Here is a 16,868-nt window from a genome sequence, read left to right on the forward strand (position 1 = left end):
ACCGATGCCACCACCCTCGCGGCGCATGCCGAGCTCCGGCTCGTCCATCTCGACCTCGGCGATCATCCAGCTGGTCGAGGGATCCAACCCGACGAAGTCGATGCCGGCTGCCTTGCGGACCAGGCTGCGCCCTCCGTCGCAGCCGACGAGGTAGTCCGCCCGCAACGACCGGCCGTCGGACAGCTCGACGTCGACGCCAGTGTCGTCCTGATCGAAGCCCACCACCTCGCAGCCACGGAGGATCGGAACCCCGAGCTCACCGACCCAGTCAGCCAGGATGCGCTCGAAGTGGCTCTGCCAGAGCGCAAGTACGTAGTTGTGGCGGGTGGGGAAGTCGCTGATGTCCAAGAGGATCAGGGAGTAGCCCAGGTTCAGATGTACTTGCCCCGCCGAGAGGAATCGTTCCGCGATGCCACGCTGATCGAGCACCTCGATGGTGCGGGAGTGAAGACCCCCGGCTCGCGATCCGTCGAGATCCTGACCGGCGCGTCGTTCGACGATGACGACGTCGATCCCCGCCAACGCCAGTTCGCCCGCCAACATCAGCCCGGTCGGGCCGCCTCCTGCGATCACCACCGCATGCTCGGTCATCGCCGCTCCGAGGCGTTCGCTGCACCGGACAGGGACAGCCACCTCGCGCCGAGCGACGGCGCGCCAGCGCCGGTCGCCCGCACCCTCCCCGCCAACTCCTCGACCGGTTCAGCGCTCCCGCTCGACCCATCTGCCGAAGGCAACACACCCATTCCACAACTCCTGGCTTCATAGGTTCTGGCCGTGATCGGCTCAGCGGACGAGTCATGGTCAGCACGTTTGGGTCGGTGATCGGTCCCCACGTCGGCAACGCCGAGTGACGAAGCGGCGAGGCGCTGCCCAGTTTCGGGAACCCAGCAACGGCGATCGACCCCGAACCCCGGGTGCCGGTTGGGGGTGTGCTTGGTCCTCCGTTCCTGAGGAGGTTCAGTCATGTCCACCCGCACATGCTGCGGGCTGCGTTCATCATGGCCGCACTCGACGCCGGCGTGCCGCTGCGAGACGTCCAGATCGCCGCTCGGCACGCCGACCCACGAACCACCTCTACGACCGGCGACGCCAGAACTTCGACCGCCACGCGGCCTACGTCGTCGTCGCCTTCGTAGCCGGGGGATGAGCGGGCGCGTACGCTCGAGCCATGAGCGAAGCCGCGCACCACCACGACCAGGTCCCCAACGGCACTTCGCTGCTGCCCGGCAACCTGACCGAGGACCAGCTCAAGTCCGCTCCAGCGCTGGCGTCGGTCGATGCGTTGTTGATCGACGACCTCACCGACGACGAAGACGACGCGTTCGCCGCTGCTCTCGACGCGTGAGAGTCGTCGTCGACACCGGCGTCTTCAGCGCCTCGCTCAGTCGCCGGCGCCGCGCCCGGCTCGAACCTCTCATCGGGCTCATGGCAGGGCACCAGATGTTCCTCGCTGCTGGGACGATCAGCGAACTTCGCTACGGCGCGCTCGTTGCCGGATGGGGAGACCAACGGCAGCAACGCCTCGAAGCGTCGATCCAGGCGACCACCGTCGTTCCTGTCAGCGACGCGCTGCTCACCACCATCGCCCAACTCCGCCACAGCTGCCGGCTCGCGGGTCACCCGCTCCATGACCGCAGCCCGCCAGCGACCTCTGGATCGCGGCCTCCGCCATCCAGATCGATGCAGCTTTGCTGACCGCCGACACCATCTTCGACGTGCTCGTCACACGTGAGGGTGACGAGTTGCTCATCCACGCCATGCCGCTCCGCCCTGTCTACCAGAGGCCTCCCGACCCATGACCAAGCGCACCTACGGTCACACCAAGTCCGGCGCCCCGATCACCGACGAGCTCCTCGACCGACTCGCCGGCGAAGCCGAGCGGGGCTACGACGTCGACGAGATCATCGCCCGCCGCGGCAAGCGCGGCCGACCCCGACTCGGCGCCGCACCCTCGACGGTCGAATCCGTTCGCCTCGATCCCGACCTCAAAGAACGACTCACCCGCCGCGCCCACGACGAAGACGTACCGGTCTCAGAAGTCATCCGAGAGGCGCTCCGACAGCACCTCGAAGCCAGCTGACGACCTGCGCCCAAACGCCGGCAGAGCGCCGTCGGGTCAAGCGGCACGTGGTTGAAGCCCTTCCGAACCGGGCCGCCACCAGAGAGCCGAGGTCCGGTCCAGCATCGGCCCTGCCCGCGTCACTCCGCCTGTTCGTGCGACGATCGATCGGTGCAGTGGAGCCCAGGAGAGGTCATCGTCCACCAGGAGGTGTGGAGCGACCGCGTGTGGGCGGCCCGTCCGCTCGTCGTGGCCGAGGACTCCCCGGATCGCCTGTTGCTGTGGCTTCCCAAGGGCACCAGGCGAAAGGTGCCGATGACCCCGCCCGAGCGCGTCGATCCCGGTGACCGCACGGCCCGGATCATCGGGCTGCTCGAACGGGGCGACTGGGTCCACGTCGACCACGTCTGGGACGTCTCGTGCCTGTGGATCCTCCGTCCCGCGACTTGGCATGCCGTGTGGATCAGCTGGCTGCCGTCGGGCGAGCAGTTCGGCTGGTACATCAACCTCCAGCGCCCGTTCCGACGAACGTCGATCGGCATCGAGTCGATGGACCTGGCGTTGGACGTCGTGGCCGAGCCCGACCTCACCTGGTCATGGAAGGACGACGATGAGTTCGACCAGATCCTGAGCCGTGGGATCTTCGATGGCGAGACCGGACAGCGCGTGCGGGAGGAGGCCGCAGCGGTCATCAGCCGCCTCGAAGGGAACGAAGCCCCGTTCAACGAACCTTGGCCGCAGTGGCGACCCGACCCGGCCTGGCCCACACCTGAGCTGCTGCCCGGCTGGGACGACCCCTCGCCCTGACCGGTCTCGACCATTCGTCCCACAGCCATGGTTCCTGATGCGACTGCCCCTACCGCCGGCAAGGAGGTGCTCGGAGCCACCATCGAGTGGTCAGACCGGTCGGCCTCGCAAGCACGGGATCGCTGATGACGACATCGTCCATGCCGTTGAGCACGCCTTGGCCATCGGCGAGCAGGACGACGCCAAGGTGCTGTACCTGGGACCAGACCCCCGCCGGGAACCTCCTTGAAGTCGTCTCGGTTGCCCGTGAGGACGGGACAGAGATCGTGATCCACGCCATGCCCATGCGTGCCAAGTACGAGCCGTTCCTCCGCGGTGAAGGAGATGACCATGCCTGACCAGACGTCCCACGGCCGGAGCAAGGCCGGCGTCGAGCTCACCGACGACGTGCTCGACCAGATGGCCAAGGAGGCCGAAGACGGCCTTGACACCTCCAGGCTCCGCCGCCGGCCAGGGCGACCGGCGATGGGCTCCGGGCCGGCCGACTCGTTTCCGGTGCGCCTCGACCCCGAGCTCCGCAAGGCGCTCGACCACCGCGCCGCGACCGACCACACCACCGCATCCGACGTGGTCCGCGAAGCGCTTCGGCGCTACCTCAAGATGAGCTGAGTGTCCCCTATCGCCGGGTCCCGGTGACGGCATTCCGGTGCTGCGTGCCCGGTGGAACGCAGCTCGACCCGCCGAAGTCGTTCCCCGGTCGTCTCTCGACCTGGTTTCATGCTGTCGTGGGCAGATCGTTCGACTCGCTCGTGGACGAAGCAGCCGAAGTTTCGGTCGAGGGCTGGGACTTCTCCTGGCTCGACAGTCGCGCCACGGAGGAGCGCCCATCGTGGGGTTACCAGCGCCTGCTCAGCCGACAGCTCGCGGCAGCGACGTCTGCACTCGATATCCAGACAGGCGGAGGCGAGGTCCTCGCCGGTGCTGGCGCCGAGAACTTCCCGCCAACGCTGGCCGCCACAGAGGGGTGGCCGCCCAACGTCGCGAAGGCGACCGCGCTGCTTCATCCGCTTGGGGCCGTCGTGGTTGCTGACCCCGAGGATCCGCCGCTGCCGTTCGCCGACGGCGCATTCGACCTGGTGACCAGCCGCCATCCGGCTACCGTCCACTGGTCGGAGATCGCGAGGGTGCTCGCGCCTGGGGGCAGGTACTTCGCTCAGCACGTCGGCAGCGGGACCAACGTTGAGATCAGCGAATACTTCCTCGGGCGACGCGAACCCGCGTTGGGCCGGCACCATGAGGTCGAGGCCGATCACGCCCGGTCGGCAGGCTTGGAGATCTTCCAGTGCCGTAACGAGCGGCTTCGGCTGGAGTTCTTCGACGTCGGCGCGGTGGTGTTCTTCCTGCGCAAGGTCATCTGGACCATCCCGGACTTCACGGTCGACCGCTACCGCGACCGCTTGAAGGACTTGCACCACCAGATCGAACGCGATGGCCCCTTCCACTCGACCATGTCTCGAACGCTCTTCGAGGTTCGCAAGCCCCCGGCCTGATGACGCTCGGTCGCGGCTCGATGACGTCGTTCGGCCCCTTTGCCACCGGCGCCGGTCAGGGCATCGGACTTGCCTTGGGAGCGGACCAGCGGACCTCACACGCGTCGAAGTCGGGGAAGGCGGCGATGAGCCCGCTGGTCGGCGCCACCGCCCACAGCGCGAAGTCCCGATCCGTCAGTCGGCGCCGGAAGAAAGGTGGCCACGAGCTGAGGTCTGCGCTGAGGTACCGCCGGTAGATCCGCTCCACACGCTGCGGGTCGTGAGGTTCGACACGGCCCGGCCCCCGAACGCGGACCTGTCGAATGCGCTCCGGCGGTGAGAACTCGTCCACGATGACCGCGACCTCGCTGCCGTGCGACAGCGCTCGCAGCAGTGGTGTCTCGACGCCGCTCGAAAACCAGAACCGGCGGTCCTCGTAGAGGAACCAGAGACTGCCCAACACAGGCAGACCCGCAGCGCTGACCGCTGCGACCTGAGCCGGCCTGAGGGCCTCGCCCAGGAACGATGAGACGTTGAACGGCAGATCCTCGTCGCTCACGTCGCCCATGCTGCCCGGGCAACGACCCCATCGAACAGCGACCCACGACCCCAACCTCCAGGGTCACCCATCGACTCGAAGTCGACGGCTGCCCCCTACCGCCGGCAAGAAGGTGCTCGGAGCCACCATCGACTGTCAGATGTCGAAGATGGCGACGTTGGGGTGTTCGGCGGCGAGTAGGTGGAGGTCGCCGGGGTCGTGTGTGACCACGGTGCCGCCCCCGAGCCGGATGGCGGTGGCGACGACCAGTGCATCGATCGCCATGTCGCTTCCCGCGTCGACCCCCGCCAGCAGATGACCTGCGATCCGGGCCATGCGCGCTCCGGTGGTCACGACTTGGGCGAACCCACGCGCCAGGACGACGTCGATCGCTTCGTCGGTTCCGCGACCCCGGTACAGCTCGACGAGCACGGCTGCGGGGATCCGGACCGGGGCGTTGCGCGAGTGAGCGCTGCGCATCGCCACCCTCACCCGCTGGTGGCGGACCCGGTCGAGATGTGGGCGGGCAAGTGCGGACACGGCCTCGCTGTCGAGGACTAGGACGGCCACAGGTCGTCAACCTGCTCGACCAGGCCCTCCGGAACCGGCCCGAACTCCGCGTCGAGCTCGCCCAGGTACTCGTCGAGCAGATCGTGCTCCAGTTCGTGCTCGACAGCGCGGGCCACGAACCCGCTGAGCCCGCGATCGCCCACGCGGGACTCCACACGGGCCGCAAGGGTCTCCTCGACGCTGACTGACCACTTCGTGACGGCCATCGGTTGATCCTACCACAGTAGGAATACGGTCGTGTCCCCTACCGCCGGTTCCAAGGCGACACCGCGCTATCGAATGCGGCGAGCGACCACCGTGGAGAGGGTCGGAGTCAAGAGGAGTTCCGTGGCTTGCAGGCATGGATGGTCGAGCCAGTAGCGGCGAGCCTCATCATGTGCACGGTCCCCCGGCGTGAAGTCGTCGAGCACGATCGTTCCGCCGAGAGCCAGCCAGCCGTCGCTCGGGTCGAGCGGCGGGTCGTCTCCCGGCTCCTTGCCCTTGCCGCCCCCATCGAGGACGAGGAGATCGAACGGACCGAACGCATGGAGCTCGGTCCAGTCGCCGTTGAGGACCCGGACGTTCGGTTGATCGGCGAAGAGCTCGACCGACGCCTCGGCTCGCGTCGCATCGATCTCGATGCTCACGAACGAGGTCGTGGCGCCGGTCGCGTGGAGCATCCATGCGAGGCCCACGCCGCAGCCAGTTCCGGTCTCGCCAACTCGGAGACCGACGTACCCCCGAGCGAGGACGGACAGCAGCCGGCCCTGTTCCGGCGCGCAGGAATGATCGAACTCCTGCGCTGACGCGATCGCCATCGCGGCTTGCACCCGCGGTGGTAGGTCCTGAACGTGCTCGTACGCTGTGCTTCCCCGGACAGTCATGCTGCAAGTATCGGCGGGGCCCGCGTGGCACGACAACGAAAAACGGCTCGCGCACCGGAGAATGTGCCCCCTACCGCCGGCAAGAAGGTGCACCCTGGCGTCGATCGAGCAGCGGGAGAAAGTCCGAAGCGTACCTCGGTCGGCCGACGCACACCCGTTCCCCGCGCCAGGACCGTGACGTGCGCTCCGAGCTCAGGTGAGGCGGGGTTGCGGATCGGAGGAGGTCCTCGCATGCTCGGGTCACGTGCCGGGCCATTCGAGGCCGAGGGCCATCTTGGGTGGTGCGGCGCCAGTCAGATCGTCGTGATCCGCCGGAGGACCGTCGACCGGTCCTCTGCGATCCAATCGTGGGAACCGGGAACGGTGACCACCTCGACGTGCGGCAGCTGGCGGGCGAGGACATCCGATCGATGGACGCCCGTCTCGCCCCCGGACCGCTTGGCGCACGGTGAGGGGGGAGCGCACGCGCTCGCTGAGCGCGCCCGGAGGTTGCGCGCCCGTTGCTACCCGGGGATGAGCGCGGCGAGGGTGATGGGGGTGAGCTCGGTGAGGGATCCGACCACCAGATCGGCGGCGGAGAGGTCCTGGTGGGCGGTGAGGCGGCTCGGGACGGCGACGACGGCGCCCATCGACGCGGCTCGCGCCGACTCGATGCCCCGGTAGGTGTCCTCGATGGCCACTGCCGCACCGGGGTCGACCCCCAGCTCGTGCACCGCGGCGCAGTAGAGGTCGGGGGCCGGTTTCCCGGCGGTGACCTCAGGGTGGTCACGCCCGACGAGGGTGACGAAGCGCTCGCTGAGCCCGAAGCGATCCAGGTGGTGGTCGAGCCACGCCCGCGACGACCCCGACGCCACCGCCAGGGCCACGCTGGCATCGTGCAGGGCGTGCACCAGCTCCGCCGCCCCCGGGGTCACAAGGGCGGACTCGAAGGCCGTGGGCACGTCGGTCACCGCATCGACCGCATCGTCGAACGCGATCTGGTCGATGGCGAGGCCGAGGAGCGGGCCCAGCTCGTCCCACCACGGCTCACCGTGGGAGACGCCGACGGCGTGGGCGGCCCACAGCTCCGGGGTGAGCTCGGCGCCGAGACCCGCCGCGGCGGCCCGGGCCCGCTCGTAGATCGGCCACTCGGTGTCGGCCAGGGTGCCGTCGAAGTCGAACACTACGGCGGCGAGAGCAGTCACGTCGGCCACCGCCGGAGGGTAGGCGGGCCCGTTCGGGCTCCCCTCGTCGAGGGTCGCGACTCGGCGCAGTCGTACGGATTCGCCGCAGTCGTACCGATGTGGTCCTCGGTGGCACATCTCCGTACGAACCTCGCGGTCATGGCCTCCGTAGGCTCTGGTCCATGTCGTTCCCCCAGCGTCGGCTGCGGCGCCTGCGTCGCACGCCGACCCTCCGTCGCCTGGTGGCCGAGACCCGCCTCGGCGTGGACGACCTCGTCGCCCCGCTCTTCGTGCGCGAGGGCATCGACGAGCCCCGACCCATCACCTCGCTCCCCGGGGTCGTTCAGCACACCCGGGCGACGCTCCGCGACGAGGTCGCCCGCCTCCGAGGGGTCGGCATCGGCGCGGTGATCCTCTTCGGCGTCCCCGAGCACAAGGATCCCGAGGGTCGGGGCGCCTCGGACCCCGACGGCATCGTGCAGGTCGCCCTGCGCGACCTGCGCGACGACGTCGGCGACGAGGTGGTGCTCATGGCGGACCTGTGCCTCGACGAGTACACCGACCACGGCCACTGCGGCCTGCTCTCCCCGGCGGGCGAGGTCGACAACGACGCCACCCTGGAGCGCTACGGCGACGTCGCCATCGCCCAGGCCGCCGCCGGGGCCGACATCGTGGCCCCGTCGGGGATGATGGACGGCCAGGTCATGGTGATCCGCGACGCCCTCGACGACGAGGGCCACGAGCCGGTCGGGATCCTCGCCTACGCGGCCAAGTACGCGTCTGGCCTCTACGGCCCGTTCCGTGAGGCGGTCGACGTCGAGATCGCCGGGGGCGGCGACCGCCGGGCCTACCAGCAGGATCCCCCGAACGCCCGGGAGGCCATGGAGGAGATCCGCGAGGACATCGCCGAGGGCGCCGACATGGTGATGGTGAAGCCCGCCCTCGCCTACCTCGACATCCTGGCCCGGGCCCGGGCCGAGGTGGATGTGCCTCTGGCCGCCTACCACGTGTCGGGCGAGTACGCCATGATCAAGGCCGCGGCCGAGCGGGGCTGGATCGACGGCGACGCGGTGGCCCTCGAGCACCTCACCGCCATCAAGCGCGCCGGTGCAGACCTCATCCTCACCTACCTGGCCGGCGAGGTCGCCGAGGTGCTCACGGCCTGAGCGCCGGGGGATGGACGGGAACCTCAGGCCGCATGGGCGGTGAGACCGAGGCCGGCGGCCGGATCGAGATCAGCGTCAGCGTGGCCACGTGGGCGGGGATCGCATCGCGCCGGGCTCAGCCCACAGGATGCGGGCCCGGGCCGCGGTCGCCCAGCCTGACGAGGTGGTCTCGGCCCCAGGTGGTGGCGTCGAAGACCGCCCGCAGGAGGAGCGAGTCGCCACGTCCCGGGTACTCGGCCACGAGCTCGTCGAGGGGGAGGGTCCCGAGACCGGGGACGTAGCAGTCGAGAGCGTCGCGGCGTCGTCGGCTGAGGGCGGGAGCGATCTCGACCGTGTGGTCGATCACCTCGTCCTCCAGGCCGACGACCCGACCCGACCCGACCAATGTCGCCGGCAGGCCGGCCCTTGCGGCGGCCTGCCCCCGGACCACGTCTTCGCGGCGCAGGCACGCTCCCCACCCGTCGATCGGTGAGCCCTCTCGCGTGCGCAGCGCCTCGATGACGGCGTCGTGGATGGCGATGTGGTCGGGGTGGCCGGTGAGCCCGTCGGGCCCGACCGTCAGCACGAGGTCCGGTTCGTGGTCGTCCAGTGCGGCCGCAACGGCTCGACTCAGTCCCGAACGCGGTGCCGCAGCGACGGTGTCGTGCTCGGCCGTCCTGCGGTCACGCCACTCCCCGGGTCGGGTGAGGTAGGCCCACTCGGCGATGCCCAGCAGCCCACACGAGCGGTCGAGCCGTCGCTCACGGGCGACCCGCGCCGCGTCGAGGCCGAGACCGCGGGTCCATCGCCTGCTCGCCGGCCTCGCCGCCCGTCGCCACCCGCAGCGCGACGTGGGCCCCGTCACGGTGCAGGGCCAGGGTCGTCGCCGCCGTCGCGAACACCTCGTCGTCGGGGTGCGCATGGATCACGAGGGCGCGGCGCATCGTCCGAGTCTGGTCCAGGGCCCGTGGCCCTCGGCGTCGCGATGGGGGCTCCGGCTGCGGCCCGTGCCGCCCCCACCCCTAGGGTGCGCGCATCGTGACCTCCGATGTTGCCGCGACCACGACCAACGCCGGGCTCTTCGCCCGCGCCCAGGAGGTGATCCCCGGTGGGGTTAACTCGCCGGTGCGCGCCTTTCGGGCCGTGGGGGGCACGCCCTACTTCGTGCAGCGGGCCCTCGGGCCCCACGTCTGGGACGCTGAGGGCCGCCGGCTGCTCGACCTGGTGCAGTCCTACGGCGCGATCATCGCCGGCCACGCCCACCCGGTGATCGTCGAGGCGATCCAGGCGGCGGCCGCCGGGGGCACCTCCTACGGCGCGCCGACCGAGCGCGAGGTGCTGCTGGCCGAGGAGATCCGGTCCCGGGTTCCGGCCTGTGAGCGGGTGCGCCTGGTCTCGAGCGGCACCGAGGCCACCATGAGCGCCCTGCGGATGGCCCGGGGTGCGACCGGCCGTGATCGCATCGTGAAGTTCGCCGGCAACTACCACGGCCACAGCGACAGCCTGCTGGCCGAGGCGGGCAGCGCCGTCGCCCTCATCGAGGCCGACCCCGACCACCCCACGGCCGTCCCCGGCTCGGCGGGAGTGCCCGCCGGTGCGGTGGCCGACACGGTGGTGGTGCCCTACAACCAGGTGCCGACGCTCGATGAGACCGTGGCCTGCGTCATCGTCGAGCCCGTGGCCGCCAACATGGGCCTGGTCGCTCCCGTGCCGGGCTTCCTCGCCGGGCTGCGCCGTGAGTGCGACCGGGTCGGCGCGCTGCTCATCTTCGACGAGGTCATCACCGGCTTCCGCCTCGGTCGGGGCGGGGCCCAGGAGCGCTACGGCGTGACGCCCGACCTGTCGTGCTTCGGCAAGGTGATCGGCGGCGGCCTGAACGTCGGGGCCTTCGGCGGCCGAGCGGCGGTGATGGACCAGCTGGCGCCCCTCGGTCCGGTGTACCAGGCCGGCACGCTGTCGGGGAACCCCCTCGCCACCGCCGCCGGGCTGGCCGCGCTCTCGCTGCTCGACGCCGAGGCCTACGACACCCTCGCCGGGGGGGCGGCCCGGCTGGGCCAGGGCATCGAGGCGGCGCTCACCGCGGCCGGGATCGGTTGCCGGGTGCCGGTCGAGGGCGCCCTCGTGGGCCTCCACCTCGGCGCCGAGGTGCCCGTCGACTACGACGGCGCCCGCACCACCGACACCGCGCTCTACGCCGCGCTGTTCCACGCCCTGCTCGACCGGGGCGTGGCCCTGGCCCCGGGGCCCTATGAGATCCTGTTCCCCGGCCTCGCCCACGACGACGACGTCGTCGACGAGGTCCTCTCGGTGGTGGCCGAGGCGGCGACGGCGGTCGTGGCCGTCGGGGCGCGGTGACGGCCGCGGCGCCCGGGACCCGGGGCGACACCGTAGGGCCCGCCACCGGAGGATCCGCGGCTCCGGACCCCGCCGGGGCCGAGCTCGACGGGTTGCTGGCCGACGTGCTGCACGGCGAGTCGGTGGCCGTGCTCGCGACGCGTCTGGCGGCATCGGCCGAGCGCCACGTCCCTGGCCACCGGGTGGTCGTCGCGGCCCGGTCCGGCGCAGCACGGGTGTACGGGCGGGAGATCGACCTTCCCCGCCGGGCGGTGCTGGTCCTCGACCGCGTGGCCACCGGCAGCAGCCCGGGGTCGACGGGCGACCCGCTCGCCCCGCGGCGCGCCGATCCAGCCTCCTCGCCGTGGTCGTCGGTGGCCGACGAGCTGGCCGCCGCCGGGCTGGGCCCGCCGGTGCTGCTGTCGCTGGTCGACGGCTCGGTGACCGTCGGGGTGCTCGCCGCCTTCCCCCTGCTGCGACCGTCCGCGACCGCCCCCCGACCGGGCGCCGCCGCCGACCTCGGACGCTGGGCCCGGGTGGCCACCGTCGCCCTGGGACGCGCCGCGGATCGGAGCCGGGTGCGCCGCTCCGCGCTCGAGGACGACGTCACCGGCCTGCCCAACCGCAGCCTCATGCTCATACGGATCCGCGAGGCGCTGCACCGACGTCCGCGCAAGGCGATGGCGCTGATCCACGTGGCGCTCGACCGCCTGGATGAGATCGAGGACAGCTTGGGCGGCGTCCAGGGCGAGGCCGTGGTTCGGGTGGCGGGCCAGACCGTGCGCTCGGTGGTCCGGCCCTCGGACGTGGTGGGCCACCTCCGGGCGCCGGCCTTCGCCGTCATCTGCGAGGGCGTCGGCCCCGACGAGGCCGTCGAGATCGGTGAGCGGGTGCGGGTGGCGCTCACCGAACCGATCGTCGTCGGCGACCACGCGATCGCGTGCCGGCCCGGCGTCGGCGTGGTGGTCGCGACCGATGTCGACACGGTCAACAGCCTGTTGCACAAGGCGGCCATCGCGGCGCGCGAGGCAGGGGGGCGCGGTGGATCCGAGGTCGTGCGCTACCGCCCGGGCACCTATGAGGCCGCGCTGGCTCGCATCGACATCGAGCGCGACCTTCGGCGGGCCATCGAGGGTCGAGGGCTGCACCTCGCCTACCAGCCCCAGGTGGCGTTGGCCGACCGGTCCGTCGTCGGGGTGGAGGCCCTGGTGCGGTGGGACGACCCCGACCGCGGCGCCGTCAGCCCTGATGAGTTCATCCCCGTCGCCGAGGAGACCGGCCTGGTGGTCGCCCTCGGCGAGTGGGCCATCGACACCGCGCTGGCCGACATCGCCGTCGGGCTCGGCGACCTGGTGGTCAGCGTGAACCTCTCGGCCCGCCAGCTCGACGAGCCGGGTCTCACGGAGCGCACGGCCGAGGCCCTTGCCCGCCACGGCGTCGAGGCCTCACGCCTGCGCCTCGAGATCACCGAGAGCGCCCTGGTGCGCGACGTCGAGCGGAGCAGCACGCTGCTGCGGTCCCTGCACGACCTGGGGGTGCGCGTGTCCATCGACGACTTCGGCACCGGCTACGCCTCGCTGGAGCACGTGCGGCGCATCGACGTGGCCGACAGCCTCAAGATCGACCGTCTCTTCGTGGCCGGCATCGTCACCGATCCGCGCGATCGGGCCATCGTGGCCGCCGCGGTCACCCTGGGCCGCTCGCTCGGCTTCGAGATGGTCGCCGAGGGCGTCGAGGACCCGGCCCAGGTCGAGATCCTCGTCGAGATGGGCTGTGACGCGGCGCAGGGCTACTGGTTCGGTGAACCGGTGTCGGCCGCCCAGATCCGGGCGTCGCTTGGTGCTGAGCCTCATGCGGAGGCGGCCTCCCCCGACCCCGCGCCGGAGCCCGACGCGTTCTGATAGGCACTGCGCGAGACGTTGCGCCGGGTCGCCCCGGCGCTGGGAGGTCCGGGATGGACAAGCTGGGTCCGATCGACGAGGCGGCGCGGGCCGTGCTCGACGACCTCGCGGCGCGCCGGGCGGTCACCCGGCTCTGGGACCGGGACCACACCCTCTGGGCCGACGACCCCGCCGAGGTGGCCGACCGTCTGGGCTGGCTCGACGTGGCCGGCGCCATGGCCACCCAGGCCGAGCGCCTCGAGGTGTTCGGTGACGCCCTCGTGGCCGACGGCATCGCCCACGTGGTGGTCATGGGCATGGGCGGCTCCAGCCTCTTCCCCGAGGTGCTGGCCCGGTCCTTCCCACCCCGCCCGGGCCGCCCGGCCCTGCGGGTCATCGACACCACCGACCCCGCGCCGGTGGCGCGCCTGGCCCACGAGTGCCCGCCCGCCGAGACGCTCTACCTGGCGTCATCGAAGTCCGGCACCACCATCGAGACGTTGAGCCACCTGGCCACGGTGCTCGCCCAGACCGGCGACCCCGGCAACGTCGCGGTGGTCACCGACCCCGGCACCCCCCTCGCCGAACGGGCCGCGGCCGAGCGGTTCCGGGCCCTCTTCGAGAACCCGTCGGACATCGGCGGCCGGTACTCGGCCCTCTCGTTCTTCGGCCTCGTCCCGGCGGCGGCCGCCGGGTTCGACGTCGCCGCCCTGCTGGCGTCGGCCGACGCCGCCGGACCAACGCTCCGAGACCCCGACCCGGCGGTCAACGGTGCTCTGCGCCTGGCCGCCGCCCTCGCCGCCGGGGTGCGCACCGGTCACGACAAGGTCACGTTCATCGTCGACGGCGAGATCGACGCCATCGGGCTCTGGCTCGAGCAGCTGATCGCCGAATCCACCGGCAAGCACGGCACCGGGGTCATCCCCATCGCTGGCGAGCGCCTCGGCCCGCCTGCGGTCTACGGCGCGGACCGGCTCTTCGTGGGCATCGGCGACCACCACGGCCTCGAACCGCTGGCGGCCGCCGGACACCCCGTGGTCGAGGTGCCGTCAGCCGGGCCCGCGGGGCTGGGCGGGCTGGTCCTCACCTGGGAGGTCGCCATCGCCCTCTGCGGAGCGGCCCTTGGCATCAACCCCTTCGACCAGCCCAACGTGGCCGAGGCCAAGGCGGCCACCGCCGAGGTCCTCGAGCGGGGCCCGTCGGTGATCGAGCCCTCGTCGCTGTCCGAGCTGCTCGATCAGGTGGGGCCCGGCGACTACGTCGCCATCTTGGCCTACGTCGACCCCGAGGACGGCGTCGTCGACGCCATCGAGGACGCCCGCACCGAGATCCGCGACCGCTACCGCGTGGCCACCACCGTGGGCCTCGGGCCTCGGTACCTCCACTCGACAGGCCAGCTCCACAAGGGAGGTCCGCCGTCGGGTGTGTTCCTGCAGGTCGTGGGCGACGACCCGATCGACGTGGCCATCCCCGATCAGCGCTTCGGCTTCTCGACGCTGAAGCGGGCCCAGGCCGAGGGCGATCTGCGCACGCTGCAGGCCCACGGCCTGAGGGCGGCGCGGGTCTCTCTCGCCGAGCTGCTAGAGGTCACGCGATGAGGCCGAGTGCGCGGACGAGGACCACGATCACCGAGGCCTGCCCGTGAAGGTGGGCATGATCGGGTTGGGCCGCATGGGCGGCAACATGGCCGAGCGGCTGCGCCGGGCCGGCCACGAGGTCGTTGGCTACGCCCACTCACCCGTTCGGCGCGACGTCGACTCGTTGCCGGCGCTGGTCGAGGCCCTCGGCGCTGGACCGCGGGTGCTGTGGTCGATGGTCCCGGCCGGCGAGGCGACCGAGTCCACCGTGACCGAGCTGGCCGGCCTGCTGGCGGCAGGCGACATCGTCGTCGACGGCGGCAACTCGAACTACCGCGACTCCATCCGCCGGAGCGAGCTGCTCGCCGAGCGGGGTGTCGGCTGGGTCGATGCCGGCACCAGCGGCGGCGTGTGGGGCCTCGACAACGGCTACGCCCTCATGGTCGGCGGCACCGATGAGCACGTGGCGGCCGCCTGGCCCGCCCTCGAGGCCCTGTCGCCCGGCGGCGGCGAGGGCCTGGCCCACGTCGGTCCCCCCGGGGCCGGCCACTTCACCAAGATGGTCCACAACGGCGTCGAGTACGGGATGATGCAGGCCTTCGCCGAGGGCTACGCCCTGCTCGAGGCCAGTGAGCTCGGCATCGACGTCCCCGCCGGGCTGCGCTCGTGGCAGCACGGCTCGGTCGTGCGGTCGTGGCTGCTCGACCTGCTGGTGAAGGCGCTCGAGGAGAGCCCTGGGCTCACCGACATCGCCCCCCGGGCCGCGGACTCGGGTGAGGGCCGCTGGACCGTCGAGGAGGCCGTGCGCCTCGGGGTCGCCGTCCCGGCGATCTCCGCCTCGTTGTTCGCCCGGTTCGTGTCCCAGGACGACGACGGTGCTCCGATGCGGGCCATCGCCGCCCTGCGGAACCAGTTCGGCGGGCACGCCATGGTGCGCCTCGAGGCCCAGGAGCCGAAGGACCCGATCGACCCGGTCCACCCCGGCCAGGCACCCACCGGTGAGGGCCCGAAGTGAGGACGTCGGTGCCGTGACCGACGAGAGGTGCGACGGACTGGTGCTCTTCGGCGCGACCGGTGACCTGGCCGCCAAGAAGCTCTACCCGGCGCTGTACCACATCGAGGCCGAGGACCGGCTGGGCCCCGTCATCGGCGTGGCCTCCTCCGCGTGGTCCGACGACGACCTGCGGGCCCGGGCGCGCGAGAGCATCGAGGCCAAGGTCGACGACGTCGATGCTGAGGTGCTCGACCGCCTCTGCGGGCGGCTCACCTACCTGTCGGGCGACTACCGGGAGGACGCCACCTTCGACGGCCTGGCCGACCGGGTGCGCTCTGCGGGCGTCGAGCGGCCCCTCTTCTTCCTCGCCATCCCGCCGTCGATGTTCGACGATGTGGTGCGCGGCCTCGAGCGGGTCGACCTCCACCACCAGGGGCGGGTCGTGGTCGAGAAGCCCTTCGGTCGCGACCGCGCCTCGGCCCAGGAGCTCAACGACTGCCTCCACCGGGCCTTCCCCGAGGAGGCGGTGTACCGCATCGACCACTTCCTCGGGAAGGAGGCGGTCGAGAACCTGCTGGTGTTCCGCTTCGCCAACTCGATGCTCGAACCGCTCTGGAACCGCAGCTTCATCTCGAGCGTGCAGATCACCATGGCCGAGGACTTCGGCGTCGAGTCGCGGGGCAAGTTCTACGAGGGCGTCGGCGCCCTGCGCGACGTCGTGCAGAACCACCTGCTGCAGATCGTGGCCCTGCTGGCCATGGAGCCGCCGGTCGCCGCCGACGCGGATGCCCTCTCGGACGAGAAGACCCGCCTGTTCCGTCAGATCCGCCCCATCGACCCGGCGAACGTGGTCCGGGGCCAGTACCGCGGCTACCCCGACGAGGAGGGCGTGAAGGCCGGCTCCGACGTCGAGTCCTACGTCGCCCTCCGCTTCGAGATCGACTCCTGGCGCTGGGCGGGTGTTCCGTGGGTCATCCGCACCGGCAAGGCCCTGTCCGCCACCGCGACCGAGGCGGTGATCCGCTTCACCGATCCGCCCCGGCTGCTCTTCACCGATGACGACCGGCCCACCCCCGAGCCCAGCTTCCTGCGCTTCCGCCTCGGCCAGAACGACGGGGTGAGCCTCCACCTGCTGGCCAAGGCCCCCGGCGACCGGCTGGTGACCCAGCCCATCCAGCTCGACGTCGACTACGACGAGGCCCTGGGCGAGCGGGCCGAGGCCTACGAGCGGCTGATCGACGATGCCCTCGACGGCGACCGACGCCGCTTCGGGCGGGCCGACAGCGTCGACCAGCAGTGGCGCATCGTCGAGAGGGTCATCGACGACCCGCCGCCGACCGTGCTCTACCGCGAAGGCAGCCTCGGACCGCCCAAGGCGGACTCGCTGGTGACCGACGTCGGCGGCTGGATCGACCCCCTGTGATCGCCGGCGGGGGAGGGCGGCTGGATCGCACCCCCCCTCCGCCACG

At 71.5% G+C, this 16,868-nt stretch carries 19 protein-coding genes; 11 read left to right on the top strand and 8 right to left on the bottom strand.

What is annotated here, in order from left to right; genetic code table 11:
- On the bottom strand, window positions 1-591 hold a 591-nt coding region (locus VNL12_RS09875; RefSeq protein WP_325594043.1), incomplete at its 3' end, for an FAD-dependent monooxygenase.
- A gap of 577 nt (window positions 592-1,168) precedes the next feature.
- On the opposite strand from VNL12_RS09875, the gene VNL12_RS09880 reads away from it, so the two are divergent.
- The 5 genes from VNL12_RS09880 to VNL12_RS09900 all read left to right on the top strand — a co-directional run bounded on the left by VNL12_RS09880 (window position 1,169) and on the right by VNL12_RS09900 (window position 4,356).
- The gene (locus VNL12_RS09880; RefSeq protein ID WP_325594045.1) at window positions 1,169-1,345 is read left to right on the top strand and encodes a hypothetical protein; all 177 of its coding nucleotides are present in this window, start codon (window positions 1,169-1,171) and stop codon (window positions 1,343-1,345) included.
- Window positions 1,346-1,795: 450 nt separating this feature from the next.
- The gene (locus VNL12_RS09885; RefSeq protein ID WP_325594047.1) at window positions 1,796-2,080 is read left to right on the top strand and encodes a CopG family transcriptional regulator; all 285 of its coding nucleotides are present in this window, start codon (window positions 1,796-1,798) and stop codon (window positions 2,078-2,080) included.
- Between the two features lie 150 nt (window positions 2,081-2,230).
- Window positions 2,231-2,866 carry a DUF402 domain-containing protein gene (locus VNL12_RS09890; RefSeq protein ID WP_325594049.1) on the top strand — a complete coding sequence of 212 codons (636 nt, stop codon included), beginning with the start codon at window positions 2,231-2,233 and terminating at the stop codon, window positions 2,864-2,866.
- 330 nt (window positions 2,867-3,196) lie between these two features.
- The gene (locus tag VNL12_RS09895) at window positions 3,197-3,475 is read left to right on the top strand and encodes a ribbon-helix-helix domain-containing protein (protein ID WP_325594051.1); all 279 of its coding nucleotides are present in this window, start codon (window positions 3,197-3,199) and stop codon (window positions 3,473-3,475) included.
- 116 nt (window positions 3,476-3,591) lie between these two features.
- Window positions 3,592-4,356: a class I SAM-dependent methyltransferase gene (locus tag VNL12_RS09900; protein ID WP_325594053.1), complete on the top strand. Its 765-nt coding sequence runs from the start codon at window positions 3,592-3,594 to the stop codon at window positions 4,354-4,356.
- A 55-nt stretch (window positions 4,357-4,411) separates the two neighbouring features.
- Here VNL12_RS09900 and VNL12_RS09905 read toward each other — a convergent pair whose 3' ends face one another.
- From VNL12_RS09905 to VNL12_RS09925, 5 genes are all read right to left on the bottom strand, one after another.
- Window positions 4,412-4,894, bottom strand: coding sequence for a pyridoxamine 5'-phosphate oxidase family protein (locus tag VNL12_RS09905; RefSeq protein WP_325594055.1), 483 nt, complete (start codon window positions 4,892-4,894; stop codon window positions 4,412-4,414).
- Between the two features lie 135 nt (window positions 4,895-5,029).
- Window positions 5,030-5,443 (bottom strand): PIN domain-containing protein, encoded by a 414-nt coding sequence (locus VNL12_RS09910; RefSeq protein WP_325594057.1) that lies wholly within the window; start codon window positions 5,441-5,443, stop codon window positions 5,030-5,032.
- Window positions 5,431-5,649, bottom strand: coding sequence for a hypothetical protein (locus VNL12_RS09915; RefSeq protein WP_325594059.1), 219 nt, complete (start codon window positions 5,647-5,649; stop codon window positions 5,431-5,433). The genes VNL12_RS09910 and VNL12_RS09915 overlap by 13 nt, the downstream gene beginning before the upstream one ends.
- A gap of 66 nt (window positions 5,650-5,715) precedes the next feature.
- Window positions 5,716-6,306 (bottom strand): hypothetical protein, encoded by a 591-nt coding sequence (locus tag VNL12_RS09920; RefSeq protein ID WP_325594061.1) that lies wholly within the window; start codon window positions 6,304-6,306, stop codon window positions 5,716-5,718.
- Window positions 6,307-6,809: 503 nt separating this feature from the next.
- On the bottom strand, window positions 6,810-7,499 hold the full coding sequence (locus VNL12_RS09925; RefSeq protein WP_325594063.1) for an HAD-IA family hydrolase: 690 nt from the start codon (window positions 7,497-7,499) through the stop codon (window positions 6,810-6,812).
- 152 nt (window positions 7,500-7,651) lie between these two features.
- Between VNL12_RS09925 and hemB the strand changes: the two genes are divergently transcribed.
- Window positions 7,652-8,635 (top strand): porphobilinogen synthase, encoded by a 984-nt coding sequence (gene hemB, locus VNL12_RS09930; RefSeq protein WP_325594064.1) that lies wholly within the window; start codon window positions 7,652-7,654, stop codon window positions 8,633-8,635.
- Window positions 8,636-8,750: 115 nt separating this feature from the next.
- Here the strand turns inward: hemB and VNL12_RS09935 are convergent, their stop codons facing one another.
- Together VNL12_RS09935 and VNL12_RS09940 are read right to left on the bottom strand one after the other, a co-directional pair.
- Window positions 8,751-9,350 (bottom strand): PIG-L family deacetylase, encoded by a 600-nt coding sequence (locus VNL12_RS09935; protein WP_325594128.1) that lies wholly within the window; start codon window positions 9,348-9,350, stop codon window positions 8,751-8,753.
- 25 nt (window positions 9,351-9,375) lie between these two features.
- A complete protein-coding gene (locus VNL12_RS09940; RefSeq protein WP_325594065.1) occupies window positions 9,376-9,558 on the bottom strand; it encodes a PIG-L family deacetylase in 183 nt (60 codons plus the stop codon).
- A 94-nt stretch (window positions 9,559-9,652) separates the two neighbouring features.
- Here VNL12_RS09940 and VNL12_RS09945 point away from each other — a divergent pair, with 94 nt between their 5' ends.
- The 5 genes from VNL12_RS09945 to zwf are packed head-to-tail and all read left to right on the top strand — an operon-like array spanning window position 9,653 to window position 16,822.
- Window positions 9,653-10,969 carry a glutamate-1-semialdehyde 2,1-aminomutase gene (locus tag VNL12_RS09945; RefSeq protein ID WP_325594067.1) on the top strand — a complete coding sequence of 439 codons (1,317 nt, stop codon included), beginning with the start codon at window positions 9,653-9,655 and terminating at the stop codon, window positions 10,967-10,969.
- Window positions 10,966-12,849, top strand: coding sequence for a bifunctional diguanylate cyclase/phosphodiesterase (locus VNL12_RS09950; RefSeq protein ID WP_325594069.1), 1,884 nt, complete (start codon window positions 10,966-10,968; stop codon window positions 12,847-12,849). Before VNL12_RS09945 ends, VNL12_RS09950 begins: the two co-directional genes overlap by 4 nt.
- Window positions 12,850-12,902: 53 nt before the next feature.
- A complete protein-coding gene (locus tag VNL12_RS09955; RefSeq protein ID WP_325594071.1) occupies window positions 12,903-14,426 on the top strand; it encodes a hypothetical protein in 1,524 nt (507 codons plus the stop codon).
- Between the two features lie 43 nt (window positions 14,427-14,469).
- Window positions 14,470-15,420 (top strand): phosphogluconate dehydrogenase (NAD(+)-dependent, decarboxylating), encoded by a 951-nt coding sequence (gene gnd / locus VNL12_RS09960; RefSeq protein ID WP_325594073.1) that lies wholly within the window; start codon window positions 14,470-14,472, stop codon window positions 15,418-15,420.
- A gap of 13 nt (window positions 15,421-15,433) precedes the next feature.
- Entirely contained in the window at window positions 15,434-16,822 is a 1,389-nt protein-coding gene (gene zwf, locus VNL12_RS09965) for a glucose-6-phosphate dehydrogenase (protein ID WP_325594075.1), read from the top strand.
- The last annotated feature ends 46 nt before the right edge of the window (window positions 16,823-16,868 follow it).

Origin of the sequence: Iamia sp., from assembly GCF_035575815.1 — a bacterium.
In the GTDB taxonomy this organism is placed as follows: domain Bacteria; phylum Actinomycetota; class Acidimicrobiia; order Acidimicrobiales; family Iamiaceae; genus Iamia.